This is a genomic window from Pseudomonas sp. SBT1-2 (genome assembly GCF_028640875.1).
GTDB lineage: Bacteria > Pseudomonadota > Gammaproteobacteria > Pseudomonadales > Pseudomonadaceae > Aquipseudomonas > Aquipseudomonas chlororaphis_I.
This window is the reverse complement of record NZ_JAQZAA010000009.1, coordinates 33559-57004: the sequence shown is the minus strand read 5'-3', so window position 1 is coordinate 57004 and position 23446 is coordinate 33559. Positions and strand designations below refer to the sequence as shown.

General features: G+C 64.0%; 25 protein-coding genes. 18 read left to right on the top strand and 7 right to left on the bottom strand.

Going from position 1 to position 23446, the window contains the following annotated elements:
- Positions 1 to 5 precede the first annotated feature (5 nt).
- The 3 genes from tmk to PVZ78_RS00525 all read left to right on the top strand — a co-directional run bounded on the left by tmk (position 6) and on the right by PVZ78_RS00525 (position 2485).
- Positions 6 to 638, top strand: a complete 633-nt coding sequence (gene tmk / locus PVZ78_RS00535) for a dTMP kinase (protein WP_009047839.1) — start codon at positions 6 to 8, stop codon at positions 636 to 638.
- Positions 631 to 1617: a DNA polymerase III subunit delta' gene (locus tag PVZ78_RS00530; RefSeq protein WP_016702167.1), complete on the top strand. Its 987-nt coding sequence runs from the start codon at positions 631 to 633 to the stop codon at positions 1615 to 1617. The genes tmk and PVZ78_RS00530 overlap by 8 nt, the downstream gene beginning before the upstream one ends.
- A gap of 82 nt (positions 1618 to 1699) precedes the next feature.
- Positions 1700 to 2485, top strand: coding sequence for a TatD family hydrolase (locus PVZ78_RS00525; protein ID WP_007928065.1), 786 nt, complete (start codon positions 1700 to 1702; stop codon positions 2483 to 2485).
- A 217-nt stretch (positions 2486 to 2702) separates the two neighbouring features.
- Here PVZ78_RS00525 and PVZ78_RS00520 read toward each other — a convergent pair whose 3' ends face one another.
- Positions 2703 to 3836 (bottom strand): aminotransferase class V-fold PLP-dependent enzyme, encoded by a 1134-nt coding sequence (locus tag PVZ78_RS00520; protein ID WP_103331015.1) that lies wholly within the window; start codon positions 3834 to 3836, stop codon positions 2703 to 2705.
- 78 nt (positions 3837 to 3914) lie between these two features.
- Here PVZ78_RS00520 and PVZ78_RS00515 point away from each other — a divergent pair, with 78 nt between their 5' ends.
- From PVZ78_RS00515 to PVZ78_RS00480, 8 genes are all read left to right on the top strand, one after another.
- A complete protein-coding gene (locus tag PVZ78_RS00515; RefSeq protein WP_007928069.1) occupies positions 3915 to 4553 on the top strand; it encodes a TetR/AcrR family transcriptional regulator in 639 nt (212 codons plus the stop codon).
- 139 nt (positions 4554 to 4692) lie between these two features.
- On the top strand, positions 4693 to 5661 hold the full coding sequence (locus PVZ78_RS00510; protein WP_009047842.1) for a GTP 3',8-cyclase MoaA: 969 nt from the start codon (positions 4693 to 4695) through the stop codon (positions 5659 to 5661).
- Between the two features lie 234 nt (positions 5662 to 5895).
- A complete protein-coding gene (locus PVZ78_RS00505) occupies positions 5896 to 6498 on the top strand; it encodes a DUF4823 domain-containing protein (RefSeq protein ID WP_009042857.1) in 603 nt (200 codons plus the stop codon).
- Positions 6499 to 6519: 21 nt separating this feature from the next.
- Entirely contained in the window at positions 6520 to 7083 is a 564-nt protein-coding gene (locus PVZ78_RS00500) for a DUF1285 domain-containing protein (RefSeq protein ID WP_110176041.1), read from the top strand.
- A 70-nt stretch (positions 7084 to 7153) separates the two neighbouring features.
- Positions 7154 to 7867, top strand: coding sequence for a GntR family transcriptional regulator (locus tag PVZ78_RS00495; protein ID WP_016702163.1), 714 nt, complete (start codon positions 7154 to 7156; stop codon positions 7865 to 7867).
- On the top strand, positions 7864 to 8862 hold the full coding sequence (locus PVZ78_RS00490; RefSeq protein WP_009047845.1) for an ADP-ribosylglycohydrolase family protein: 999 nt from the start codon (positions 7864 to 7866) through the stop codon (positions 8860 to 8862). The genes PVZ78_RS00495 and PVZ78_RS00490 overlap by 4 nt, the downstream gene beginning before the upstream one ends.
- 160 nt (positions 8863 to 9022) lie before the next feature.
- Positions 9023 to 10489 carry a purine-cytosine permease family protein gene (locus PVZ78_RS00485; protein WP_038631133.1) on the top strand — a complete coding sequence of 489 codons (1467 nt, stop codon included), beginning with the start codon at positions 9023 to 9025 and terminating at the stop codon, positions 10487 to 10489.
- Positions 10482 to 11414 (top strand): PfkB family carbohydrate kinase, encoded by a 933-nt coding sequence (locus PVZ78_RS00480; RefSeq protein WP_257374586.1) that lies wholly within the window; start codon positions 10482 to 10484, stop codon positions 11412 to 11414. The genes PVZ78_RS00485 and PVZ78_RS00480 overlap by 8 nt, the downstream gene beginning before the upstream one ends.
- 70 nt (positions 11415 to 11484) lie before the next feature.
- Here the strand turns inward: PVZ78_RS00480 and PVZ78_RS00475 are convergent, their stop codons facing one another.
- Positions 11485 to 11865 carry a hypothetical protein gene (locus PVZ78_RS00475; RefSeq protein ID WP_009047848.1) on the bottom strand — a complete coding sequence of 127 codons (381 nt, stop codon included), beginning with the start codon at positions 11863 to 11865 and terminating at the stop codon, positions 11485 to 11487.
- Positions 11866 to 12264: 399 nt separating this feature from the next.
- Here PVZ78_RS00475 and PVZ78_RS00470 point away from each other — a divergent pair, with 399 nt between their 5' ends.
- Positions 12265 to 13245, top strand: coding sequence for a DUF3829 domain-containing protein (locus tag PVZ78_RS00470; RefSeq protein ID WP_081362273.1), 981 nt, complete (start codon positions 12265 to 12267; stop codon positions 13243 to 13245).
- Positions 13246 to 13314: 69 nt separating this feature from the next.
- Here PVZ78_RS00470 and PVZ78_RS00465 read toward each other — a convergent pair whose 3' ends face one another.
- The 4 genes from PVZ78_RS00465 to PVZ78_RS00450 all read right to left on the bottom strand — a co-directional run bounded on the left by PVZ78_RS00465 (position 13315) and on the right by PVZ78_RS00450 (position 15973).
- A complete protein-coding gene (locus tag PVZ78_RS00465; protein ID WP_009042865.1) occupies positions 13315 to 13569 on the bottom strand; it encodes a hypothetical protein in 255 nt (84 codons plus the stop codon).
- A 35-nt stretch (positions 13570 to 13604) separates the two neighbouring features.
- Positions 13605 to 13913: a hypothetical protein gene (locus tag PVZ78_RS00460; RefSeq protein ID WP_038631138.1), complete on the bottom strand. Its 309-nt coding sequence runs from the start codon at positions 13911 to 13913 to the stop codon at positions 13605 to 13607.
- Positions 13914 to 13999: 86 nt separating this feature from the next.
- On the bottom strand, positions 14000 to 15214 hold the full coding sequence (locus PVZ78_RS00455) for an MFS transporter (RefSeq protein ID WP_273828076.1): 1215 nt from the start codon (positions 15212 to 15214) through the stop codon (positions 14000 to 14002).
- Positions 15215 to 15322: 108 nt separating this feature from the next.
- Positions 15323 to 15973 carry an HD domain-containing protein gene (locus PVZ78_RS00450; protein ID WP_016702131.1) on the bottom strand — a complete coding sequence of 217 codons (651 nt, stop codon included), beginning with the start codon at positions 15971 to 15973 and terminating at the stop codon, positions 15323 to 15325.
- Between the two features lie 258 nt (positions 15974 to 16231).
- Between PVZ78_RS00450 and PVZ78_RS00445 the strand changes: the two genes are divergently transcribed.
- From PVZ78_RS00445 to PVZ78_RS00420, 6 genes are all read left to right on the top strand, one after another.
- Positions 16232 to 16711 (top strand): GNAT family N-acetyltransferase, encoded by a 480-nt coding sequence (locus PVZ78_RS00445; RefSeq protein ID WP_007928100.1) that lies wholly within the window; start codon positions 16232 to 16234, stop codon positions 16709 to 16711.
- Positions 16712 to 17087: 376 nt separating this feature from the next.
- Entirely contained in the window at positions 17088 to 18086 is a 999-nt protein-coding gene (locus tag PVZ78_RS00440; protein ID WP_273828075.1) for a 2-dehydro-3-deoxygalactonokinase, read from the top strand.
- Positions 18087 to 18099: 13 nt separating this feature from the next.
- Complete coding sequence (locus tag PVZ78_RS00435) at positions 18100 to 18720, top strand: 2-dehydro-3-deoxy-6-phosphogalactonate aldolase (protein WP_273828074.1); 621 nt, start codon at positions 18100 to 18102, stop codon at positions 18718 to 18720.
- A gap of 48 nt (positions 18721 to 18768) precedes the next feature.
- Positions 18769 to 19917, top strand: a complete 1149-nt coding sequence (gene dgoD, locus PVZ78_RS00430) for a galactonate dehydratase (RefSeq protein ID WP_016702133.1) — start codon at positions 18769 to 18771, stop codon at positions 19915 to 19917.
- Positions 19918 to 20073: 156 nt separating this feature from the next.
- Entirely contained in the window at positions 20074 to 21384 is a 1311-nt protein-coding gene (locus PVZ78_RS00425) for an MFS transporter (RefSeq protein ID WP_038631148.1), read from the top strand.
- Positions 21385 to 21439: 55 nt separating this feature from the next.
- Positions 21440 to 22237, top strand: coding sequence for an IclR family transcriptional regulator (locus tag PVZ78_RS00420; RefSeq protein ID WP_028683128.1), 798 nt, complete (start codon positions 21440 to 21442; stop codon positions 22235 to 22237).
- A gap of 92 nt (positions 22238 to 22329) precedes the next feature.
- Here the strand turns inward: PVZ78_RS00420 and PVZ78_RS00415 are convergent, their stop codons facing one another.
- Positions 22330 to 23382, bottom strand: coding sequence for an NAD(P)-dependent alcohol dehydrogenase (locus tag PVZ78_RS00415; RefSeq protein WP_016702135.1), 1053 nt, complete (start codon positions 23380 to 23382; stop codon positions 22330 to 22332).
- Between the last annotated feature and the right edge of the window lie 64 nt (positions 23383 to 23446).

Sequence of the window (23446 nt, the reverse complement as noted above, 5' to 3'; positions counted from 1 at the left end):
TGCCTGTGACTGGCTTGTTTATTACTCTGGAAGGCCCGGAAGGCGCGGGTAAAAGCACCAACCGCGAATACCTGGCCGAGCGCCTGCGCGCGGCCGGCATCGAGGTCTTGCTGACCCGCGAGCCGGGCGGCACGCCTTTGGCCGAGCGGATCCGCGAGGTACTGCTGACCCCCGGCGACGAGGTCATGAATCCCGATACCGAGTTGTTGCTGGTGTTCGCCGCGCGCGCCCAGCATCTGGCCGAGGTGATTCGTCCGGCACTGGCGCGTGGCGCAGTGGTGTTGTGCGACCGTTTTACCGATTCCACCTACGCCTACCAGGGCGGTGGTCGTGGTTTGTCCGTCGAGCGCATCGCGACCCTGGAGCAGTTCGTTCAGGGTGAGCTGCGGCCTGATTTGACCCTGGTGTTCGACCTGCCGGTCGAGGTGGGGCTGGCCCGCGCTAGCGCCCGTGGCCGCCTGGATCGTTTCGAGCAGGAAGGTCGGGTGTTCTTCGACGCGGTACGCCAGGCCTACCTGAAGCGTGCGGCGGCCGACCCGGCGCGTTACCTGTTGGTGGATGCGGCGCAACCACTGTCCCAGGTCCAGCAGGCGCTGGACGCCCTGTTGCCGAAATTGCTGGAGTTGCACCGTGGCTGAGGCCTTTCCCTGGCAGGACGAGCTCTGGCAGCAACTGGCGGGCCGTGCGCAGCATGCCCATGCCTATCTGCTCCATGGTCCGGCGGGCATCGGCAAGCGTGCGCTGGCCGAGCGCCTGATGGCGCGCCTGCTGTGCCAGCATCCGGCGGGGCTGGATGCCTGCGGGCAGTGCAAATCGTGCCTGCTGCTGCAGGCCGGCAGCCACCCGGACAACTACGTGCTGGAGCCGGAAGAAGCGGACAAGGCGATCAAGGTCGATCAGGTGCGCGAATTGGTCAGCTTCGTGGTGCAGACCGCGCAGCTGGGCGGGCGCAAGGTGGTGCTGATCGAGCCGGTGGAGTCGATGAACATCAACGCTTCCAACGCGCTGCTGAAAAGCCTCGAAGAGCCGTCCGGCGATACGGTGTTACTGCTGGTCAGCCACCAGCCGAGCCGCTTGTTGCCGACCATCAAGAGTCGCTGCGTGCAGCAGGCCTGTCCTCTGCCCAGTGAGGCCATGAGCCTGCAATGGCTGAGCAAGGCCCTGCCGGACTGCTCGGAAGAGGAGCGGGTCGAGCTGTTGACCCTGGCGGCCGGTTCGCCCCTGGCAGCTGTCAGCCTGCAAGCCCAGGGCGCGCGCGAGCAGCGGGCGCAGGTGGTCGACGGGGTGAAGAAGTTGCTCAAGCAGCAGCAATCGCCGACCCAGCTGGCCGAAGGCTGGAATGCGATACCCTTGCTGTTGCTGTTCGACTGGTTTTGCGACTGGTCGAGCCTGATCCTGCGTTATCAGCTGACGCAGGACGAGGAGGGGCTGGGGTTGGCCGATATGCGCAAAGTGGTGCAGTACCTCGCGCAGAAATCCTCCCAGGCCAAGGTTCTGGAGATCCAGGACTGGATCCTTGCGCAACGCCAGAAGGTGTTGAACAAGGCCAACCTCAATCGGGTGCTGTTGCTCGAAGCCTTGCTGGTGCAGTGGGCCGCACTGCCTGGCCGCAACTGACGGCGGCACCTGGAAACAAACCGAATCGCCGGCTGCCGCTCGGGCCGGCCTGTTCATTGACCGAATGTGGTTGTCGCTTCTTATGCTTGTAGATTCCCATTGTCACCTCGATCGCCTCGACCTTGCCGCGCACGACGGCTCCCTTGACGCCGCCCTGGACGCGGCTCGTCAGCGCGGTGTCGGGCATTTCCTGTGTATTGGCGTCAGTGCCGACAATGCGGCCGACGTCAAAGCCCTGGCCGAGCGTTATGACGATGTCGACTGCTCGGTGGGTGTCCATCCCCTGGATGTCCAGCCCGGCGCCGCACCAGCCCTCGACTGGCTGCTGCAGGAACTGAACCACCCGCGGGTGGTGGCCATCGGCGAGACCGGCCTGGATTACCACTACGAACCGGAAGCCGCGCAGTTGCAGCAGGAGTCTTTCCGCCTGCACCTGCAAGCCGCCCAGCAGACCGGCAAGCCGGTGATCGTCCATACCCGTGGCGCGCGCGCCGATACCCTGACCCTGCTGCGCGAAGCGGCGTTGCCGCAAGCCGGGGTCCTGCACTGCTTCACCGAAGACTGGGACATGGCCAAGGCCGCTCTGGACCTGGGTTTCTACATTTCCCTGTCTGGAATCGTCACCTTCCGCAATGCCGATGCGCTGCGGGACGTGGCACGCCAGGTGCCGGCCGACCGTTTGCTGGTGGAAACCGATTCGCCGTACCTGGCGCCGATTCCTTATCGCGGCAAGCCCAACCTGCCGCAGTATGTGCGTGAAGTCGCCGAGTTCCTGGCCATGTTGCGTGGGGAGCCCTACGAGCGTTTTGCCGAGCAGACCACCGAGAACTTCAAGCGTCTGTTCCCGCTGGCGCACGTCAAGGGCTGAATCGCAGGCAAAAAAAACCCGGGTTCTGGGGGGTGAATCCGGGTTAAGACCATTAGGAGTAAAACAAAGGCACGCCATCCCTTGGTACCTTCATCGGCGCTTCACTTGGGGGAGATGTCACGCCGACAGTTCAAGTATTGATCACTATTGAATTCAGTCCAGTTGGCCTTGCTCGTTTTTTAAACAAATTTGGAATACGAGCGCTTCGCTTGAGTTCTCATTGCCGGGCGATGTCAGCCACAATGGCGAGAGTTTCGTCGATCACGCGTTTTTCGGTATAGAAATGCGGTGAAAATCTAACTCCGGGGCCGCGGGGGATGCACACCACCTGTTGCTGTTGCAGCGCCTCATAAACCGCCTGATTATCGATGCCATCGATACTGAACGAGAAAATTCCGCCGCGACGGGCAGGGTTGAGCGGGGTGTGCAGGCGTACGCCGGGGATAGCATTCAAGCCGTCCTGAAGCCACTGGACCCGTTCGGCGATCAAGGTCGCCACGTGCTCCATGCCCACTTCTTCCAATAACGACAGGCTGGCTTCCAGGGCCATGGCGCCGAGCATGTTCGGGCTGCCGCATTCGAAGCGCCGGGCACTCTTGGCCGGCTCCCATTCACTGCGGCTGTAATCGCCCATGTGTTCCAGCATGTGCCAGCCGAACTCATGGAGCTTGAGCTGCGCGCGCAGCTCGCTGCGGCAATAGAACACGCCGAGGCCTTCAGGCCCGAGCATCCATTTGTGGCCGTCGGCCATGGCGAAGTCGCATTGATAGGCCTGGACATCGAAGGGTTGCGCGCCCAGTTGCTGGATGGCGTCAATGCAGAACAGCACGTTCTGTTGTTTGCAACCGGCGCCCAGGCGCTGCAGGTCCAGGCGCAGGCCGCTGGCGAATTGCACCGCGCTGATCGCCATCAGCCGGGTGCGCGGCCCGCAGGCGGCCAGCAGCGCGCCTTCCGGGTCGTCGCCCTTGAGGCTCACCTGAAGCACTTCCACGCCCTGGCTGGCCAGGGCTTCCCAGACGATACGGTTGGAGGGGAATTCTTCGTCGCTGATGACGATCTGGTCGCCTTTTTCCCAGGACAGGCCAAAGGCGACGAATGACAGTGCTTCCGAAGTATTTTTGACCAGCGCGATGTCATCCGTTGACGGTGCATTTAGCAGGCGCATCAGGCGTTCGCGCAGGCGTTGCTCAAGGGCCATCCAGTCCGGATAATCCCGCGCACCCAGCAAAACGTTCTCTTTGGCGAAGCGCGCCACGGCTTCGGCGGCCCGATTCGGCCAGGGGGCGACAGCTGCATGGTTCAAATAACGCAGGCCCGGGGCCTGTACAAATTCATCAAGAAACATAGTCATGGTCGGATGATCCGTGCATTTTGGCGCAATTTAGGCATAATACGCGGCTTCGATTTTGACCCCGACAGACCTTTTCTTATGCAGAAAGAACCTCGTAAGGTCCGTGAGTTTCGTCGCCGCGAGCAAGAAATTCTCGATACCGCGCTCAAGCTGTTCCTCGATCAAGGTGAAGACAGCGTCACCGTCGAGATGATCGCTGATGCCGTTGGTATCGGCAAAGGGACCATCTACAAGCACTTCAAGTCCAAGGCGGAGATCTATCTGCGCCTGATGCTCGATTATGAGCGCGACCTGAACGAGCTGCTGCACTCTGCCGATGTCGACAAGGATAAGGAAGCCCTGTCCCGGGCCTACTTCGAATTCCGCATGCGCGACCCACAGCGTTACCGGCTGTTCGATCGCCTGGAAGAGAAGGTGGTCAAGGGCAACCAGGTGCCGGAAATGGTCGAGGAGTTGCACAAGATCCGTGCTTCCAACTTCGAACGCCTGACCTTGTTGATCAAGGGCCGCATCAGCGAAGGCAAGCTCGAAGACGTGCCGCCTTACTTCCACTACTGCGCTGCCTGGGCGCTGGTGCACGGCGCGGTAGCGCTGTACCACTCGCCGTTCTGGAGCAACGTGCTGGAAGACCAGGAAGGCTTCTTCCAGTTCCTGATGGACATCGGCGTGCGCATGGGCAACAAGCGCAAGCGCGACCCCGATAGCTCCGGCAGCTGATTCATTCAGTCGCCTTATGGCGCCATGATTTCTCTATATGGCGCAGTGTCCCAGGAATATACTCAGGCATGGGACTTGCCAAAACTTGATTTTTGAGTCAGGTTTTGGCCGGTTCACTCTTCCTTCGCCGGAGTCATCCATGATCGTTGACCGTCAAGGCAGGCGTTTTCGCAATCTGCGTATCAGCCTGACTTCTGCCTGCAACTACGCCTGTACCTACTGCGTGCCCAACGGCAAGCGGCTGGTGGCTGCCCAGGACGAGTTGTCGGCCGAAGCCATGGCGCGCGGCGTGGCCTACCTGATCGAGGCGGCAGGCATCGAACGCCTGCGCATCACCGGCGGCGAGCCCCTGGTCAGCCCGAAACTCGAAGCCTTCATGGGCGCGGTGGGGCAAATGGGCCTGGAAGACATCAGCCTGACCACCAACGGCCAGTTGCTCGCACGCAAGCTGCCGCTACTGGTGGATGCCGGTATCCGGCGCATCAACGTTTCCCTCGACACCCTGGACGCCTCGGCTTTCCGCAGCATCGCCCGTGGCGGCGATCTGGCGACGGTGCTCGACGGCATGGACCAGGCTCGCGCGGCGGGCATGAAAATCAAGGTCAACATGGTGCCGCTGCGCGGGCAGAACCTGGATCAGGTAATGCCGTTGCTCGACTACTGCCTGGAGCGTGGTTATGAGCTGCGCTTTATCGAGCTGATGCGCATGGGCCATCTGGCCAGCGACTCCAACGCCTTCCTGCAGCAGTTCGTCAGTCTGCAACAATTGCTGAGCCTGATCGGTGAACGCTACGAATACCTGCAGGCCGATGCCCCGGTGGATGCCACAGCCGTGCGTTATGAAATTCCGGGGTTGGGCCATTTCGGCGTGATCGCCAACGAAAGTGTGCCGTTCTGCCGGACCTGCTCGCGTCTGCGGCTGTCATCCACCGGCTGGTTGCACGGTTGCCTGTCGTCGAGCAACCGGCATTATGTCGGCGACCTGCTGGACAAGCCGCGCCATCAAGCTTTGCCGGCCTTGCAGCGCCTGCTGGTCAAGGCCCTGGGCGACAAGCAGGATGTGGCATTCTCCGGTGGTGCGACGGTGATGAAAATCATCGGTGGCTAAACCCTATCTCCCTAATCGTCGTCCTCTGTAGCCGCTGCCGCAGGCTGCGATCGAGGGCGTAGCCCTCGCCAATCCAGACGACCCATTTCTCTCCAGCCAATAGCCTTCACCGGGTTTGTGGCTGCGGCGCAGCCATTCGCAGCTGCGGCCGCGGCTACAGGCGACCGAGCTGGCGCGGAAGCTGCATCTCGTGGCCATTCGCCGGTTTTCCGTCACCGGCTTCTGGAGGGAAGGATGCGTAGCCTGGTTTTGCTGCTGGCTTTTTTGGGGCTCGGTGGCTGCATGAATGTCAGCGATATGGGCGAGGGTGTTCGCTATCACATGAGTGATGCGGGTTTCCTCGATCACAGTAATACCCAGCGCTCCAACTCGTTCCGCGTTCAGCCGGACTCATTCATTTTCATCGCCCAGGGCGCCTTTGCTCCGCCGGGCAGCGCCTACCCGCGCCCCAACGTGGTGGCCGAGGAAGCCTTCAAGGGTTTTATCGAATACTTCCCCATGGTCCGCCGCGCCCGGGCGCCGGAAGGCCTGGACCAGGCCATGGCCGAAGCCCGTGAAGTGGGCGCGCATTACCTGCTGTACACCCGTTTCGCCAAGGCCGACGACCGTATCGGCAACTCCGATGAGTGGTTCGACCAGGAAGCCGTGGATCGCCTGGGGATCGACAACGGCGTGATTCAGATCATGCTGATCGAGACCAGTACCCAGTATCTGATCGACACCGCGCGGATTCGCAGTCGTGGCGGTTTACTGACGTTCCACGACAACAAGCCGGAAGACCTGCTTGGCCCGCCGCTCGAACAATACGCCCGCAGCCTGTTAGGCTTGAGCGATTAAGCCAAGCACGAGGAGAGCAGCATGAGTGGTCCGGGCAAAGCCAACGATCTGTTGGCGCAGATTCCCAAGGCGGAGAAGGGCTTGCCGCCGGTCCACCTGTGGAATCCCGACTTCTGTGGCGATATCGATATGCGTATCGCCCGCGATGGCACCTGGTACTACCTGGGTACCCCCATTGGCCGCAAACCCATGGTCAAGCTGTTCTCCACCATCATTCGCCGCGACGGCGACGACTATTTCCTGATCACCCCGGTGGAAAAGGTCGGCATCAAGGTCGATGACGCGCCTTTTGTCGCTGTCACCCTGGAGGTCGAAGGCGAGGGTGAGGAGCAACTCCTGCGCTTTACCACCAATATCGACGAGCAGGTCAGCGCCGGCAGCGAGCATCCGCTGCGGGTGGTGATCGACCCGCAGACCCTGGAGCCGGCGCCTTACGTTCACGTGCGCAGCAACCTGGAAGCACTGGTGCACCGCAACGTGTTCTACCAACTGGTGGAACTGGCGGTGAGCCGTCCGATCGACGGTCAGAACTGGCTGGGCGTCTGGAGCGGCGGGGTGTTCTTCCCGATCGGCCTGGAGCCCTAAGCTGCGAAATACCTTGTTTCCCGAATAAATATCTTGCGACGAAGATCCCGTTTCGGGTATCAATTTGTACATGATTAGACATGTTCGATTTGACAAGAAAAAACGCGTGGTCGATGAACTGATCCGACGCATCGAAAGCGGCCTCATGGAGGACGGTTTCCTGCTGCCGGGCGAGCATCAGTTGGCCCAGGAATTCTCGGTGAGTCGTGGCACCCTGCGTGAGGCCCTGGCCGAACTCAAACGCCGCAACTACATCGCCACCCAGAGCGGGGTCGGCTCCATCGTCACCTTTGACGGTGTAGTGCTGGACCAGCAAAACGGCTGGGCCCAGGCCCTGGCGGACAGCGGGGCGCTGATCAACACCGAGCTGCTGCGCCTGGAGGCGGTTCAACGTCCTGACCTGTTCAGCCGTTTCGGTACCGACCAATTCATCGCCCTGGACCGGCGCCGGCGCTCTACCGACGGCACCGTGGTTTCCCTTGAACGTTCCCTGATGCCCGCCACCGGAGGCCTGGAAAGCCTGCCGCGAGTAGGGCTGATCGATGATTCCCTGACCATTACCCTGGCCGCCTACGGCTATATCGGCGAGCGCGGCGATCAATGGATCGGCGCCGAGCCACTGGGTGAAGAAGAGGCCCGACTGTTGGGGCGTCCGGCCGGCAGTGTGTTTCTCAAGGCCCTGCGGACCACCTATGACCGCCGCGGGCGTTTCATGGAACAGGTGGAAAGTTTTCTCGACCCGCTGCACTTTCGCCTGCACCTGGAATTCGGAGCGCAGAAATGATCCCGCTGGATCGCGCTCTGGGCGCCTTTTACGGGTTGGCCCTGGGTGATGCCCTGGGCATGCCGACCCAATCCTTGAGCCGGCAGCAGATCAAGCAGCGTTTCGGTGCCATCCACAGCCTGGAAGACGCCGGTCCCGATCAACCGATTGCCGCCAACATGCCCAAGGGCTCGATCACCGACGACACCGAGCAGGCGATCCTGGTCGGCGATCTGCTGGTGGCGGGCAAGGGCCGGATCGAACCGGCAGCGTTGGCCCACAGCCTGATCGAGTGGGAAGCGGCGATGCAGGCCAAGGGCTCCCAGGATCTGCTGGGCCCTTCGACCAAACGCGCCATCGAAATGATCCTCGCCGGGCATACCGCGGAAGAAGCCGGGCGCTACGGCACCACCAACGGCGCGGCGATGCGCATCACCCCGGTGGGTATCGCGGCGAATGTCGACGATGCCCAGGTCTTTGTCCGCGCGGTGGTGGAGGCTTGTCAGGTCACCCATAACACCACCCTGGGTATCTCCAGCGCGGCGGCGGTGGCGGCGGTGGTATCCGCCGGGATCAATGGCGTGCCGCTGGGCGATGCCTTGCAGGTCGGCGTGCAGATCGCCCAGGAAGCGGAGCGGCATGGCCACTGGGTGGCCGGCGGGCGTATCGCCACGCGCATCAGTTGGGCGCGCAGCCTCAGTGTCGAAAGCGACAAGGCGCTGCTGGCCGATCTGCTGTACGACCTGATCGGTACTTCCGTCGCTTCCCAGGAATCGGTGGTGGTCTCCTTTGCCCTGGCGCATCAGGTGGCCATCGGCGAACTGCAGGCGTTCGAAGCGCTGTGCATGGCCGCCAGCCTGGGGGGCGACACCGATACCATTGCCGCCATCCTCGGCGCGATGCTCGGTGCCTGCCAGGGGATGGAGTGCTGGCCGGCCGCCTTGATCGAGCAGATCAAGCAGGTCAATGACCTGGATCTCGAACCGCTGGTGCAGGGGCTGCTGGCCCTGCGTTAAGGGGCGCGAGGCTGCATGATCAAGGCTCCCACCCCCTGTGCGCGAGCCGTCGCTGAGGCCTATTTGCCATGGATAGCAGGAATACGGCGAGGAATGCCGGGACGTCTGATCGACTTCCGAAATTGCCGACAATCACAACAAAGGCAACAGGAGTGTTTTCATGAGTGCATCGAACCCCGGGCAAAGCGCCGGGCAGCTGGAAACCCGTGGCATCGAGCCGGTGCCGGAAGGCGAGTGCAACGGCCATCCGCTGCAACTGTTCTGGGTCTGGTTCGCCGCCAATATCAGCATCCTCGGCTTGCCGCTGGGGGCGACCCTGGTGGCTTTTCGTGGCCTGTCGATCGGGCAGGCGATCATCGTCGCTATCCTCGGTGCCGCCGGTTCGTTCGCGGTGGTGGGGATCATCTCCATCGCCGGGCGTCGCGGGCGGGCGCCGAGCCTGACGCTATCGCGGGCGATCTTCGGCGTGCGCGGCAATATCGGCCCGACCCTGGTGTCGCTGATGTCGCGGGTGGGCTGGGAAACCGTCAACACCACCACCGCTGCCTTCGTCCTGCTGTCGCTGTGTTCGATCCTGTTTGGCTCGCCGGTGGAAGCCAAGAGCGCGCCGCTGCTGACCCTGCTGTTCATCGGCATTTTCGTGCTGCTGACCCTGGCCGTCTCCGGCCTCGGCCACGCGACCCTGCTGGTGATCCAGAAGTGGGCCACCTATGTGTTCGGCGCGCTGAACCTGCTGGTGGGCGGCTTCCTCTGTGCCACCATCGACTGGAGCGCGGTGTTCAACGCCACCCCGGCGCCGTTGAGCGCGATGATCATCGGTATCGGCACCATGGCCGCGGGCACCGGTATCGGCTGGGCCAATACCGGTGCCGACATGTCGCGTTACCAGCACAGCAGCGTCAAGGCCTCGCGCCTGGTGGCATCGGCGGCCTTCGGCGCCGGCATTCCGCTGGTGCTGCTGATTACCCTGGGTGGCCTGCTGTCGGTGGGCAACGATGACCTGGCCTCGGCCACCGACCCGATCGTGGCGATCCGCGACATGCTGCCGACCTGGATGGCGGTGCCCTACCTGATCACCGCTTTCGGCGGCCTGCTGTTGTCGAACAACCTGTCGGTGTACTCGGCCGGCCTGACCACCCTGACCCTGGGGCTCAAGGTCAAGCGGGTGTACGCGGTGGTGGTGGACATCGTGGCGATCTTCGCCGGCTCCATCTACTTCATGCTGATCGCCGAGAGTTTCTACGGGCCGTTCATTACCTTCATTTCCTTGCTGGCAGTGCCTCTCACCGCCTGGGTCGGGATCTTCGTGGTCGACCTGATCCACCGTCACTACTACAGCCCCAAGGACCTGCTGGACGTCAGCCCGAGCAGCGCCTACTGGTATCGTGGCGGTGTCGAATGGCGGGCCTTAGGTGCCTGGGCACTGGCCATAGTGCTGGGTTTCAGCTTCACCACCATCGGCACCAGCGCCGAGAACGTCTGGTTCGCCGGGCCGCTGGCCGATTCCTGGCTGGGCCATAACGGCCTGGGCTGGATCGTCACCTTCCTGGTAGCCGGCGGCGTGTATGCCGTGCTGGGTGGGGCCAGGGATCGCCGCGGCGCTTTTGTCGAGAATGCCAATGCCTAGAATGCTGCACACCGGCCAGGTCATCGTCGATCTGGTGATGTCCGTAGACCGCCTGCCGAGCTCCGGCGGCGACGTGCTGGCACAGTCCGCCAGCTTCGAGGCCGGTGGCGGCTTCAACGTGATGGCTGCCGCCCAGCGAAACGGCTTGCCGGTGCTGTACCTGGGGCGGCACGGCAACGGCCGCTTCGGGGAGCTGGCGCGGGAGGCGATGCGTGCCGAGGGCATCCAGGTCACTCTCGAGGCCAGCCGCACCGAGGACACCGGCCTGTGCGTGGCGCTGACCGAAGCCACGGCCGAACGCAGCTTCATTTCCTACATCGGGGCGGAAGGCCAACTGTCGGCCCAGGACCTGGCCGGTGTCGCGGTGCAGGCCGACGACTTTGTCTATGTCAGCGGCTACAGCCTGCTGCATGCCGGCAAGGCCGAGGCCTTGCTGGACTGGCTGCTGGCCTTGCCACGGGCGATCCGGCTGGTGTTCGATCCGGGCCCGCTGGTGGATTCGCCGGACTCCGTGGCGATGCGCCGGCTGCTGCCGCGTATCGATCTCTGGACCAGCAACAGTGTCGAGGCCTTGCGCTTCACCGGGACCACGACCATCGCCGCAGCCCTGCGACGCCTGCATGAGGGGCTGCCGCAGGAGGTGTTGCTGGTGGTCAGGGACGGCCCGCAAGGCTGCTGGGTCAGCCAGCATGGCCACAGCGCCCATGTACCGGGCTTCAAGGTCCAGGCGGTGGACAGCAACGGCGCTGGCGATGCCCATGCCGGAGTCTTCGTCGCAGCCCTGGCGCAGGGGCTGGAGCCGTTGCAGGCGGCGCGTCGTGCCAATGCCGCGGCGGCCCTGGCGGTGACCCGCTGGGGCCCGGCCACCGCGCCGGGGGCGGCGGAGGTGGATGCGTTGGTCAATGGGAACGGCGTCCACGCCTGACACTTGCTGACGGAGTGAGGGGATCGCGAGCAAGCTCGCTCCTACAGGGAGCACTGCTCGCGATCGCGGTTTATCCCGCCTTGCGCAATGCGTCGATCAACTCCTGCTTGCTCATGGTCGAGCGGCCGCGGATGTTCTTCACCCGGGCTTCCTTCAGCAGGCTGTCTTTGGTCTGGGTACTCAGCGAGGCCTGGCTGTTGCGGGCGTACCCCTCACGGCTGGCGACGGCACGCCTGGCCGAGGAGTGGCGCGCGGCGGCCTTTTCCGAGGCCGGTGTGCGTTGCCCGGAGCCGCCAGCCCGTTCCCCTCCACCGGACTGCTTGTTCACCGTGGCCCAGGCGCGCGCTTCGGCCTCGTCCTTGGGCACGCCCTTGGCTTCGTAGCCGGCTTCGATATGCGCGGCCTTGCGCTTCTGTTCGGCGGTGTATTTGGCTTTGCTTCCACGAGGCATGAGGGCTCTCCTTTGGCAATGGGTACCTGAAGTTGGGGCGGGAAAAAGGCCGATAAGTGCCCGGGAATCGACGAATGGGCTCTCGACGCCAGTGCCAGAAGGGTGTGATCGCTATCACAGAAGCGCGGCATTGCGCGCAAAAGCGGCAGGCCAGGACGGCCCGAGGTTTGCCAGGGCGGGGGAAGTCTCGCACAATGCCTGCCCCGGAAATGGATGAGTCTGACTAGTTGTCAGGCCTTTTCGCGAGATGCTCATGGATGATTCTTACGCCCCAGATCAGGGGCGGCTGATCGACACAGTACGCCCGCTATCAATCCCCTGTTGCGCAAATCCAACCCCGTCACCGGTCTGCCGCTGCCGTGCGGTGTGGTCGTGGCCTGTTTTTAAAGGAATGAACCAATGAATACCCGGATGTTTTTGGCTGCGGCCCTGTTGGGCGGCAGCGTGCTGCTGGCCGGTTGTGGCGACAAGACTGAAAAGGTCAGCCAGTCCGCGGCACAGGTCGATGCCCGGCAGCAGGAAATCGACAAATACAACCAGTACGTCGGTGCGGCGAACAGCATCAGCGAGTCCTTCCAGACGTTCCTCCAGCGTTACCAGCAGTACGAGGTGCCGGCCCTGGCGGGCAAGGCGCCGATCACCGCCTTCAGCATCGGCAACGATATCCTCATCGATCGCCTGAGCCGGGCCCTGGATGGCGCCCTGGCCATCGATACGCCAATCCCGGAAGTGGATCAGGCGGCCCAGGCCTTTTCCGCGGCCCTGAAAACCCTCTCGCCGTTGAGTCATGAGCTGCAGAACTACGCCACTTCCAAGGGCTACCTGAGCGACAACGGCGAGCTGGCCCGTCGCCAGAGCCAGGCCTATCTGGCCGCCCTGACCGCGGTCAGCGAAAAGGAGCAGGGCTTCTACGCCGGCCTTGGCGCGCGTGACCTGGCGCTGACCAAGCAAGCCTTCGACGAGGCGCCGAAAGACACCGCGGCCTACTACCGGGCCGGGTTGATCTACTACGGCAAACTCAACACCGCCGATGCCGAGACGCTGTTCGCCGAACCGAACGATCCGCAGGCCCTGGCAGCCTTCGAGAAGTCCCTGGCACTGGTGGCCGACGCGGCCGCGGGCTGGAATGGCAAGGTCAGCGCCCAGGCGGCACAGAGCGGCAAGTCGTGCGGTGGCGGCATGTTGGAAATCAATGAGTTCATCGGCCAGTCGCGTTCGATCATCCGCGACGTCAAGGACGGGGTGTACAAGCGCGCGCCCGAAGGCGCGATGAAGAACCTGCCGGCGCATATGCAGAGCTCGAGCATCGTTCGCTCGGCCAACCGCTACAACCGCACCTACGGCAACATGATCAATCGCTTCAACCATCCGACCTGCTGAGTCGGCGCTGGCGGCACCCGCGTCGCGACGCGGGTGCCGGTGGGCGCAAACGAACGCCCGGGCCTTCGATCAGGCGTCCAGCTTGCGGGCCGCTTCCACTCCGGAAGCGGTCAGCTTGATCGGCAGGTTCAGGGCATGTTCGCCCGCCGGGTTGAGGGTGACATGGCCCTCCTTGATCAAGCCGCGTTCCTGCAACATTGCCAGGGTACTGGCCACGACTCTTTCGCCGCGATAATTATCCAGCACCTCCTTGCCCAGGCCGTTGGGGTGGGCGTGCAGCAAGCGGGTGAGCACTTCTTTTTCCAGCTCTTTGTCGACGTTCATGCGGACCTCTGTGTGGGGAAGGGTGCGTGCCTGGTTCATTGATCGGTGCCGTGGCCTTCGGAGCCTGTGCCGCCGGTGGTGGTTTTCGGCTTGCTGTCCGGCGGGTCGGTGTCCAGGGTGCCGGCGCGGCCGGTGTCGTTGCCCTGGATGCGCGGATCGGTACCCGTGGCGGGGGGCAGGGTGCTTTCGTCCACCTGCGGCGGGTTGATATTGATGCTCGGCGAGCCTTGGGTGGCCGGGGACTTTGGCCGTTCCACCGGATCGGTGGGGCCGCTGGCGCCGGCGAAGGCCGCCGAGGACAGCAGCCCGGCCAGGGCGAGGAGCGTCAGCCTGGATTTGATCATGATGTCGCCTCCATTCGTTTTTAGAGTCGCTACCTGATCTTGGGCTGCCGGCGATTTTGATTGGTGCCTGATGAACGACGAACGGTTCAGGCGTTCTGCGCCACCCCGTCGGGTTTCATCCCGCGCCAGACCAGGCGCCCGACGCTGATCAGCCAGTTCAGCAGGGCGATGTCCAGCACCGTGAGCATCAGGGCCGGCATGCCCTGTTCGACGATGATCCGGCCGGCCAGCAGCGGAAAGCCGAACACCCCGATGAAATAGGCCAGGCTGAACAGCAGCAAGGCTTGCGAGGTGTCGCCGGGCGGCGCTTCGTTGGCGGCCAGGCCGTTGATCACCGAGTAGGTCAGGCCGTAGCCGACCCCCAGGACCACGGCGGCCAACAGATAACTCGTCGCGTCATCGACCAGCAGCTGGAACATCAGGATCGACCCCAGCATCAGCCCCGAGAGCAGGCACGCCGCGCGATAGGCGTCGCGCTTGACCACGAAGCCGGCGATCAGCAGGCGGCTGCCGATGGCGGCCACCATGAAGCCGAGAAAGAACAGCGAATAGTCCAGCGAGCGGGAGGCCGCGTAGCTGGTCTGGAAACTCGACAGGCCGCCGAATACGCAGCCGCCGAGACCGACCATGAGGATCGGGAACAAGGCCTTGGACGAGAGCACCCGGGCGCTGCTGGCCCAACTGATTTTCGCCGCGCCGGCCCCCAGATGGCTGGGGTGTCTCTTCAGCAGCGCGCCCAGGCGCCAGAAGATCAGCACGCCGATCAAGCTGGCGGCCGCGGCCAGCAGAAAGGCCGCAGTCAATGGGTAGCCCAGGGCGCTGGCCAGCCGCCCCAGCAGCGGGCCCGAGCCGATGCCGCTCATCATGCTGCCCGACAGCAGGGCGAAGAACCTGGCCCGCTGCGCCGGCGCCACCATCATCGCGACGATGATCGGCCCCAGGGTGTAGAACACGCCCCAGCCCAGGCCCAGGGTCAGGCCGAAAAACAGCAGGGCATCGCCAAAGCCCGGCGTCAGGGCAAAGCCCAGGCTGGCGACTACCAGCAGGCAACCGAACAGGGCAATCGAGCGCGCGGCGCCCAGCAGGTCCGACAGGTGCCCGGAGAAGATCACCGCGACCAAGGTGCTGAGCATGGCGACCGAAATCACGCTGCCGGCATCGTGCTCATTGCCACCGCGCGAGCCGATCAGCAGCGAGAGCAGGAAGGTCGAGCCATAGGACAGCGACAGCAGGTAGCTGGCGACACAGAACAGCCCGAACAGCCTGGCTGGAACCATGGGTGGTGGGGTAGCGCTGGACATGCGCAGGCCTCGTTTCTTGTTGGATTCATGAGGCGCCGTTCTACCATGGGCGGCTGTCGCGTTAGTTGTGATCTTGCAGGCTTCAGGGGTAGCGCATAGCGGAGTAAGTCAGCCGCCGATCTCGTCAATGAACTCGTCCATGAAGCGCTTCAGGCGGGTATGCCGCACCTGCGCCAGGCGCGCGCCGGTCACGGTCTGAAAGCCCTCGGCCAGGTGCAGCAGCTTGGTGTGGAAGTGGTCGAGGGTGAAGTTCAGGTCGTCATAGCCGCGGTGCTCGGCGTGCGGGTCGTGGGGATCGTAGAAGGCTCGGTTCAACCGGCCGCCGACATAGAAGGTGCGGGCCACGCCGAGAGCACCGAGGGCGTCGAGACGGTCGGCGTCCTGCAGGATCTTCGCCTCCAGGGTGTCGGCCTGGATGGCGGCGGAAAAACTGTGGGCTTCGATGGCGTGGGCCACCGCGGCGATCTTGGCTTTGGGCCAGCCCAGCCGGTGCAGCAGGGCCGCGGCCTTTTCCGCCGAAAGGCGCGAGGCCTGGGCGCGCAGCGGTGAGCTCTTTTCCACGGCGACGCAGTCGTGCAGCAGGGTGGCGGCCAGCAGCACCTGCAAATCGCCGCCGTCTTCCTTGGCGATGCGCCGCACATTGGCCCACACCCGCTGCAGGTGCGACAGGTCGTGGGCGCCGTCGTCGACAGGCTCCAAGGCGTGGGGCAGCAGGGTATTGGCGAGATCGGGCAGGGGAGCAAAAGCGTGGGCGGTCATCAGGAGGGAGCCATCAGCGGGTCAATAACGCGCCACTGTAGCCGCTGTCGAAGGCGGCGATAAGGCCCATGGCGCTCATACCTGCGTCCTTTGCTGGCTGGCCGGTCGGTCAGTCTGCGGCGCTGGTCGCGGGAATCGGCAATTCCGACATGGACAATCACCCGCCACGACCTCCAGGCATATCCCTGTGAAATACCCGTGCATGTCTTTCCCCTGTCGATCTAATATGGCCGCCTGCCTTCTAACCGAGACCCGCCGATGTCCGTCGAAATCCGTCCAGCCGTGCCCAGCGATGCACCGCAAATCCTTGCCTTCATCAGGGAGTTGGCCGATTACGAACGCGCTCGCCATGAGGTCATCGCCAGCGTCGCCGACATCGAGCGCAGCCTGTTCAGCGAGGGCGCCACGGCCCACGGCCTGATCTGCCTGCGCGATGGTGTGCCGATCGGTTTCGCGGTGTTTTTCTTCAGCTATTCCACCTGGCTGGGCAGCAACTGCCTGTACCTGGAAGACCTCTACATCACCCCGGCACAACGTGGCGGCGGCGCTGGCAAACAGCTGCTGCGGCACCTGGCGCGGATCGCCTGCGACAACGGTTGCGGGCGCTTCGAGTGGAGCGTGCTGGAGTGGAACGAACCGGCGATCCAGTTCTACAAATCCCTGGGCGCCCAGCCTCAGGAAGAGTGGGTGAGGTACCGCATGGATGGCGATGTACTGCGCGCGTTCGCCCAGGGCTGAGTCCATCGTCAACGCTGTAGGGGCAGCCGCTCGCTATCCGGTTGCTCGCGATTCCTTTCCAGATCCCTCGCTGCCAAGACCGCCCTGTGTACTCGGGGCGGCCGGCGTTTTTCTTCGGGCTTAGGCCCGCATTCACTGCCCAGGCTCAAAAACCGATCTCACTCGTTGCCGGTTCCTGTTCCCTTGTGGGGACAGGCGGTCGACGCCTGCCTGCTGCCATGAAAACCAGGCAATAGCGGGCTGTTCTCATGTAAATCAATAAATCCCACAATATGGGAGTGATATTTATATATTGAGATTTTATTTGAGTCGGGTTTATAGTCGCCGCCATCAGCTCTTACGCACTCACTGCCAAAAACAACTCACAGGTGAAGCGATGCAGGCGCAATTGATCGCGCTCGATTGGGGAACCACCTCCCTTCGTGCTTACAAACTCGCAGCAGGCGGCCAGGTGCTGGAACAGCGCGCGTTGACCTCGGGGATCATGCAGTTGCCGAAAGTGGCGCGGATGATTGCCGGCCAGCGCTGCGACAACGGTTTCGAACTGGCCTTCGACGACGCCTGCGGCGACTGGCTCGACGCGCAGCCGGGGTTGCCGGTGATTGCCTGCGGCATGGTCGGCAGCGCCCAGGGCTGGCGCGAGGCCAGTTACTGCGAGACCCCGGCGGATGTCGCCCAGCTCGGACAGGCCCTGGTGACCTTGCGCAGCCGGCGCGGGGTGGACGTGCATATCGTGCCGGGGGTGATCCAGCGTTCGCGCTTGCCGAACGTGATGCGGGGCGAAGAAACCCAGGTGCTGGGTGTGCTGCCGCAACTGGCGGGCGGGGCAGGGGACGACGTGCTGATCGGCCTGCCCGGCAGTCATTCCAAATGGGTGCAGGTGGCCGACGGTTGCATCGTCCATTTCGACACCTTCATGACCGGCGAGCTGTTCGCCGTGCTCAGTCAACACAGCATTCTCGGCCGTACCCAGGAGCGTGGCGCGGCGTTCGACACCGAGGCCTTCGATCGCGGCGTGCAGGTGGCCTTGTCCGTCGAGGGCGAGATCGGCCCGCTGTCGACTCTGTTCAGCGCCCGCAGCCTGGGGTTGACCGGTGAGCTCAGCGGCCGCGCCCAGCCGGACTATCTGTCGGGCCTGCTGATCGGCTACGAACTTTGCGCACTGGCCGCCGTGCAGCGGCGGCGCCGTCACGGCGAGCCACTGCCAACGATCGTGCTGATCGGCAATGCCCAGCTTTGCGCCCGCTACAGCCGGGCCCTGTCCGCCTGCGGTTTTCCCCGGGTAATCCTGGCCGAACAGGCCACCGAACGCGGTTTATGGCACCTGGCTGAAGCGGCCGGGCTGCTGGCGCGCGTCCCTTGCGCTCATCCTTGAAAAGAGGTCCGACATGCTCAAGCAAGCACTGGCACACAACGGCCTGATCGCCATTCTCCGGGGGCTGCGTCCGCAAGAAGCGGCGGCCATCGGCGAGGTGCTGTATCAGGCGGGGTTTCGGGTTATCGAGGTGCCGCTCAATTCTCCACAGCCCTTCGACAGCATCCGCATCCTGCGCGACGCCTTGCCCGCCGATTGCCTGATCGGCGCCGGCACGGTGCTGACCCCGGAGCAGGTCGAGCAGGTCAAGGACGCGGGCGGCCAGGTGATCGTCATGCCCCACAGCGACCCCAGGGTGCTGCGCGCGGCCAGGGCCGCCGGCCTGTATCTGTCCCCCGGCGTGGCCACGCCGACCGAGGCGTTTGCCGCGCTGGCCGAAGGCGCCGACGTGCTCAAGCTGTTCCCCGCCGAGCAGATGGGCCCGGCGGTGGTCAAGGCCTGGCTCGCGGTATTGCCGGCCGGCACCGTGCTGCTGCCGGTGGGCGGGATCACCCCGGACAACATGCAGGTGTTCGTCGACGCCGGGGTCAAGGGCTTCGGCCTCGGTTCCGGGTTGTTCAAGCCGGGGATGAGCGCGGCTGAGGTGGCGACTCGCGCCAAGGCCTATGTCGCCGCCTGGAACGCCCTGGCTTAAGACTTTTTCTGCGCCGTCGGCGCTGCATCCGACAAGAGAGACAAGAAGATGAAAATCACCAAACTGACCACCTTTATCGTTCCGCCACGCTGGTGCTTTCTCAAGGTCGAGACCGACGAGGGCGTCATCGGCTGGGGTGAGCCTGTGGTCGAAGGGCGGGCACACACGGTGGCCGCCGCTGTGGACGAGCTGGCCGATTACCTGATCGGCAAGGACCCGCGCAATATCGAGGACATCTGGACCGTGCTCTACCGCGGCGGCTTCTACCGTGGCGGCGCGATCCACATGAGTGCCCTGGCCGGTATCGACCAGGCGCTGTGGGACATCAAGGGCAAGGCCCTGGGCGTGTCGGTCAGCGACCTGCTGGGTGGCCAGGTGCGAGACAAGATCCGCGTCTATTCGTGGATCGGCGGCGACCGTCCGGCCGATACCGCGCGCGCCGCCAAAGAGGCGGTGGCGCGTGGTTTTACCGCGGTGAAGATGAACGGCACCGAGGAGCTGCAGTTCCTCGATACCTTCGACAAAGTCGACCTGGCCCTGGCCAACGTGGCCGCGGTGCGTGATGCGGTGGGGCCTAACGTCGGGATCGGCGTCGACTTCCATGGCCGGGTGCACAAGCCCATGGCCAAGGTACTGATGAAGGAACTCGATCCCTACAAGCTGATGTTTATCGAAGAACCGGTGCTCAGCGAAAACTACGAGGCCCTCAAGGAGCTGGCGCCGCTGACCAACACGCCGATCGCCCTGGGCGAGCGGCTGTTCTCGCGCTGGGATTTCAAGCGGGTGCTCAGCGAAGGCTACGTCGACATTATCCAGCCGGATGCTTCCCATGCCGGCGGCATCACCGAGACCCGCAAGATCGCCAACATGGCCGAAGCCTACGACGTGGCCCTGGCCCTGCATTGCCCGCTGGGGCCGATTGCCCTGGCCGCCTGCCTGCAACTGGACGCGGCCTGCTACAACGCCTTCATCCAGGAGCAGAGCCTGGGCATCCATTACAACGAAAGCAACGACCTGCTGGACTACGTCAAGGACCCGCGCGTCTTCGACTACCAGCAAGGCATGGTGACGATCCCCAACGGCCCGGGCCTGGGTATCGAGATCAACGAGGAATACGTCATCGAGCGCGCGGCCATCGGCCACCGCTGGCGCAACCCGATCTGGCGCCACGCCGACGGCAGCTTTGCCGAATGGTGAGTTGATTCATTGCTTGTAGGAGCGAGCGTGCTCGCGATGCAGACGACAGGGTCTGACTTCTTATCGCCGTGAAGCAACCGACGCCATCGCGAGCAAGCTCGCTCCTACAGGTACAGAGAAACATTGCCCTCAATAACCATAAGAAGAGGCATCCCCATGCAACCGGAAACCTTCACCGGGCAGGCGTCGCTCGTCGCGCCGAGCCGCAAGCGTTTTTTCATCATGCTGCTGTTGTTCATCACGGTGGTGATCAACTACCTGGACCGCAGCAACCTGTCGATCGCCGCGCCGGCGCTGACCAGCGACCTGGGTATCGACCCGATCCACGTCGGGCTGATTTTCTCGGCCTTCGGCTGGACCTACGCCGCCATGCAGATCCCCGGTGGCTGGCTGGTGGACCGGGTGCCGCCGCGCATTCTCTACACCGCGGCGCTGCTGCTGTGGTCGCTGGCGACAGTGATGCTTGGTTTCGCCGCCAGCTTTATCGCCCTGTTCGTCCTGCGCATGGCGGTGGGCGCGCTGGAGGCGCCGGCCTATCCGATCAACAGCCGGGTGGTGACCACCTGGTTTCCCGAGCGCGAACGCGCCACGGCCATCGGCTTTTACACCTCCGGGCAATTTGTCGGGCTGGCCTTTCTCACCCCGGTGCTGGCCTGGCTGCAGCATGCCTTTGGCTGGCAGATGGTGTTTGTCGTCACCGGCGCGGTGGGCATTCTGTGGGCGGCGATCTGGTACGCGGTGTATCGCGAACCACGGGACTTCAAGGGCGCCAACCCGGCGGAAATCGACCTGATCCGCCAGGGTGGCGGCCTGGTGGATATCCAGCGCGAGACGGCCAAGCGCAAGGCGCGTTTCAGTTGGACGGACCTGGGGATCGTCCTGAGCAAGCGCAAGTTGTGGGGCATTTATCTGGGGCAGTTCTGCCTCAATTCGACCCTGTGGTTTTTCCTCACCTGGTTCCCCACTTACCTGGTGAAGTACCGAGGCATGGACTTCATCAAGTCCGGCCTGCTGGCGTCGCTGCCGTTCCTCGCGGCCTTTGTCGGCGTGCTGTGTTCCGGGTTCTTCTCCGACTGGCTGATCCGGCGTGGCGCCTCGGTGGGTTTTGCCCGCAAGCTGCCGATCATTGGCGGGCTGCTGATTTCCACCTCGATCATCGGCGCCAACTTCGTCGAGTCGACGCCGCTGGTGATCGCCTTCCTAGCGCTGGCGTTCTTCGGCAACGGCCTGGCTTCGATCACCTGGTCGCTGGTCTCGACCCTGGCACCGGCACGGTTGCTGGGGTTGACCGGCGGAGTGTTCAACTTCATCGGCAACCTGTCGGCGATTGCCACGCCGATCGTCATCGGTTTCCTGGCCAGCGGCGACTCCTTCGCCCCGGCCATTACCTACATTGCCGTGCTGGCGCTGGCGGGGGCCCTGTCCTACGTGCTGCTGGTGGGCAAGGTCGAGCGTATCGAGTTGTAGTGGCGGGGGGCGGGCGACCATAATGCCGCCCGTTCTCACCCTCGGAAGGCTGGATATGCAGGACGACGCAGCAAAGACCGCCAAGGACGCCGCCCCCACGGGTACCCAAACATTGCTCCGTGGTCTGGCGGTGGTGCAGGCCGTGGCCAGCGGTGCCCGCGACCTCAAGGAGATCGCCCGGCTGATCGGCACCACCCGCAGCACCACCCATCGCCTGGCCAGTTGCCTGGTGGACGAGCGTTACCTGAGGGTGGTGCCGCAGGTCGGCTACCTGCTGGGGCCGAAGCTGATCGAGCTGGGTTTCCAGGCCCGCGAAGCCTTGCCGCTGGTGACCCTGGCCAGGCCATTCCTCGACGAGCTGTCGGCGTTGACCGGCGACACCATTCACCTGGCGATCCGCGAAGACGACGATGTGCTGTACCTGCACAAGAACCCGGGGCGCAACGGCCCGGAAATGCGCTCGCGGGTCGGCCATCGCATGCCGCTGGCGCGCACCGGGATCGGCAAGGCGCTGCTGCTCGATAGCCCGCCGCAAGAGTGGCAGCGTTTATATGAAGTGAGCCTGCCGGCGGGCGGCAGGAATGCCCTTTGGCCGCAGCATGAAGAGCCGACCTGGGAGCAGTTCCAGCAGCGCATGCAGGAATATGTGACGGGCGGTTATGCCTTCGACCTGGAGGACAACGAACCGTCGATCCGTTGCGTGGCGGCGCCGATCCGCGATGCCAGCGGCAAGATCGTCGCCGGCATCAGTATCGCCAGCACCGTGCCGTACATGCCGCTGGAGAAGATGGCCGAGCTGATCCCGGTGATCAAGCAGGCCGCGGCTGGCATCTCCGCCGAGCTCGGCGGCTGACTCAGGCTTCTGTAGGCGCGGAGCTTGCCCGCGATGGGATTTTTCCAGGTCCATCGTCATCGCGGGCAAGCCTCGCTCCTACAGCACGCGGTTTATTGCTTGAGGGTCGCCATGTCGATGACGAAGCGGTATTTCACATCGCCGGCGATCATCCGCGCGTAAGCCTCGTTGATCTGGCGGATGTCGAGCATTTCGATGTCGCAGGTGATGTTGTGCTCGGCGCAGAAATCCAGCACTTCCTGGGTTTCGGCAATGCCGCCGATCAGCGAGCCGGCCAGCACGCGACGGCCCAGCACCAGCTTGGCCGCGTGCACGGGCGGGTCCACCGGTTCGATCAGGCCGACCAGGATGTGTACACCGTCAAAACGCAGGGTATCCAGGTAGGGGTTGAGGTCGTGTTGCACCGGGATGGTGTCCAGCAGGAAGTCGAAGCGGCCGGCCGCGGCTTTCATCTGCTCGGCATCGGTGGAGACAATCACATGATCGGCGCCCTGGCGACGACCTTCCTCGGCCTTGCTCGCCGAACGGGTGAACAGGGTCACTTCTGCGCCCAGGGCCTTGGCGAACTTGATGCCCATGTGGCCCAGGCCGCCCATGCCGAGAATGCCCACCTTGTCGCCGGCCTTCACCCCGTAATGCTTGAGCGGCGAGTAGGTGGTGATGCCCGCGCAGAGGATCGGCGCGGCGCTGGCCAGGTCGAGTTTCTCGGGGATACGCACGACAAAGTGCTCGCTGACCACGATGCTGTCGGAGTACCCGCCCATGGTGTTGCTGCCGTCGACCCGGTCCGGGGTCGCGTAGGTCATGGTCGGGCCTTCCAGGCAGTATTGCTCCAGGTTGGCGGCGCAGGCCTCGCAATGCCGGCAGGAGTCGACCATGCAGCCGACGCCGACCAGGTCGCCGACCTTGTGCCTGGTCACGTGGGCACCGACCGCGGTGACCTTGCCGACGATCTCGTGGCCCGGCATCAGCGGGTACACGGCGATGCCCCATTCATTGCGGGCCTGGTGGATATCGGAGTGGCAGACGCCGCAGTAGAGAATCTCGATGGCCACGTCGTCGGGGCGCGGGCTGCGTCGCTGAAAGCTCATGGGGGCGAGGGGCGTGGTGGCTGACTGGGCGGCGTAACCGATGGCTGTGTACATGATGAACCTCGCAAAAGCACTGACAGGTGAGGCGGGCCATTCTCGGCGCCGCTGCCGGGCGCGA

Excerpts from the sequence above, each read along its gene's own strand:
- PVZ78_RS00525 (WP_007928065.1), top strand. The coding sequence starts at position 1,700 with ATGCTTGTAGATTCCCATTGTCACCTCGATCGCCTCGACCTTGCCGCG.
- PVZ78_RS00520 (WP_103331015.1), bottom strand. The coding sequence starts at position 3,836 with ATGACTATGTTTCTTGATGAATTTGTACAGGCCCCGGGCCTGCGTTAT.
- PVZ78_RS00515 (WP_007928069.1), top strand. The coding sequence starts at position 3,915 with ATGCAGAAAGAACCTCGTAAGGTCCGTGAGTTTCGTCGCCGCGAGCAA.
- PVZ78_RS00510 (WP_009047842.1), top strand. The coding sequence starts at position 4,693 with ATGATCGTTGACCGTCAAGGCAGGCGTTTTCGCAATCTGCGTATCAGC.
- PVZ78_RS00505 (WP_009042857.1), top strand. The coding sequence starts at position 5,896 with ATGCGTAGCCTGGTTTTGCTGCTGGCTTTTTTGGGGCTCGGTGGCTGC.
- PVZ78_RS00500 (WP_110176041.1), top strand. The coding sequence starts at position 6,520 with ATGAGTGGTCCGGGCAAAGCCAACGATCTGTTGGCGCAGATTCCCAAG.
- PVZ78_RS00495 (WP_016702163.1), top strand. The coding sequence starts at position 7,154 with ATGATTAGACATGTTCGATTTGACAAGAAAAAACGCGTGGTCGATGAA.
- PVZ78_RS00490 (WP_009047845.1), top strand. The coding sequence starts at position 7,864 with ATGATCCCGCTGGATCGCGCTCTGGGCGCCTTTTACGGGTTGGCCCTG.
- PVZ78_RS00485 (WP_038631133.1), top strand. The coding sequence starts at position 9,023 with ATGAGTGCATCGAACCCCGGGCAAAGCGCCGGGCAGCTGGAAACCCGT.
- PVZ78_RS00480 (WP_257374586.1), top strand. The coding sequence starts at position 10,482 with ATGCCTAGAATGCTGCACACCGGCCAGGTCATCGTCGATCTGGTGATG.
- PVZ78_RS00475 (WP_009047848.1), bottom strand. The coding sequence starts at position 11,865 with ATGCCTCGTGGAAGCAAAGCCAAATACACCGCCGAACAGAAGCGCAAG.
- PVZ78_RS00470 (WP_081362273.1), top strand. The coding sequence starts at position 12,265 with ATGAATACCCGGATGTTTTTGGCTGCGGCCCTGTTGGGCGGCAGCGTG.
- PVZ78_RS00465 (WP_009042865.1), bottom strand. The coding sequence starts at position 13,569 with ATGAACGTCGACAAAGAGCTGGAAAAAGAAGTGCTCACCCGCTTGCTG.
- PVZ78_RS00460 (WP_038631138.1), bottom strand. The coding sequence starts at position 13,913 with ATGATCAAATCCAGGCTGACGCTCCTCGCCCTGGCCGGGCTGCTGTCC.
- PVZ78_RS00455 (WP_273828076.1), bottom strand. The coding sequence starts at position 15,214 with ATGTCCAGCGCTACCCCACCACCCATGGTTCCAGCCAGGCTGTTCGGG.
- PVZ78_RS00450 (WP_016702131.1), bottom strand. The coding sequence starts at position 15,973 with ATGACCGCCCACGCTTTTGCTCCCCTGCCCGATCTCGCCAATACCCTG.
- PVZ78_RS00445 (WP_007928100.1), top strand. The coding sequence starts at position 16,232 with ATGTCCGTCGAAATCCGTCCAGCCGTGCCCAGCGATGCACCGCAAATC.
- PVZ78_RS00440 (WP_273828075.1), top strand. The coding sequence starts at position 17,088 with ATGCAGGCGCAATTGATCGCGCTCGATTGGGGAACCACCTCCCTTCGT.
- PVZ78_RS00435 (WP_273828074.1), top strand. The coding sequence starts at position 18,100 with ATGCTCAAGCAAGCACTGGCACACAACGGCCTGATCGCCATTCTCCGG.
- dgoD (WP_016702133.1), top strand. The coding sequence starts at position 18,769 with ATGAAAATCACCAAACTGACCACCTTTATCGTTCCGCCACGCTGGTGC.
- PVZ78_RS00425 (WP_038631148.1), top strand. The coding sequence starts at position 20,074 with ATGCAACCGGAAACCTTCACCGGGCAGGCGTCGCTCGTCGCGCCGAGC.
- PVZ78_RS00420 (WP_028683128.1), top strand. The coding sequence starts at position 21,440 with ATGCAGGACGACGCAGCAAAGACCGCCAAGGACGCCGCCCCCACGGGT.
- PVZ78_RS00415 (WP_016702135.1), bottom strand. The coding sequence starts at position 23,382 with ATGTACACAGCCATCGGTTACGCCGCCCAGTCAGCCACCACGCCCCTC.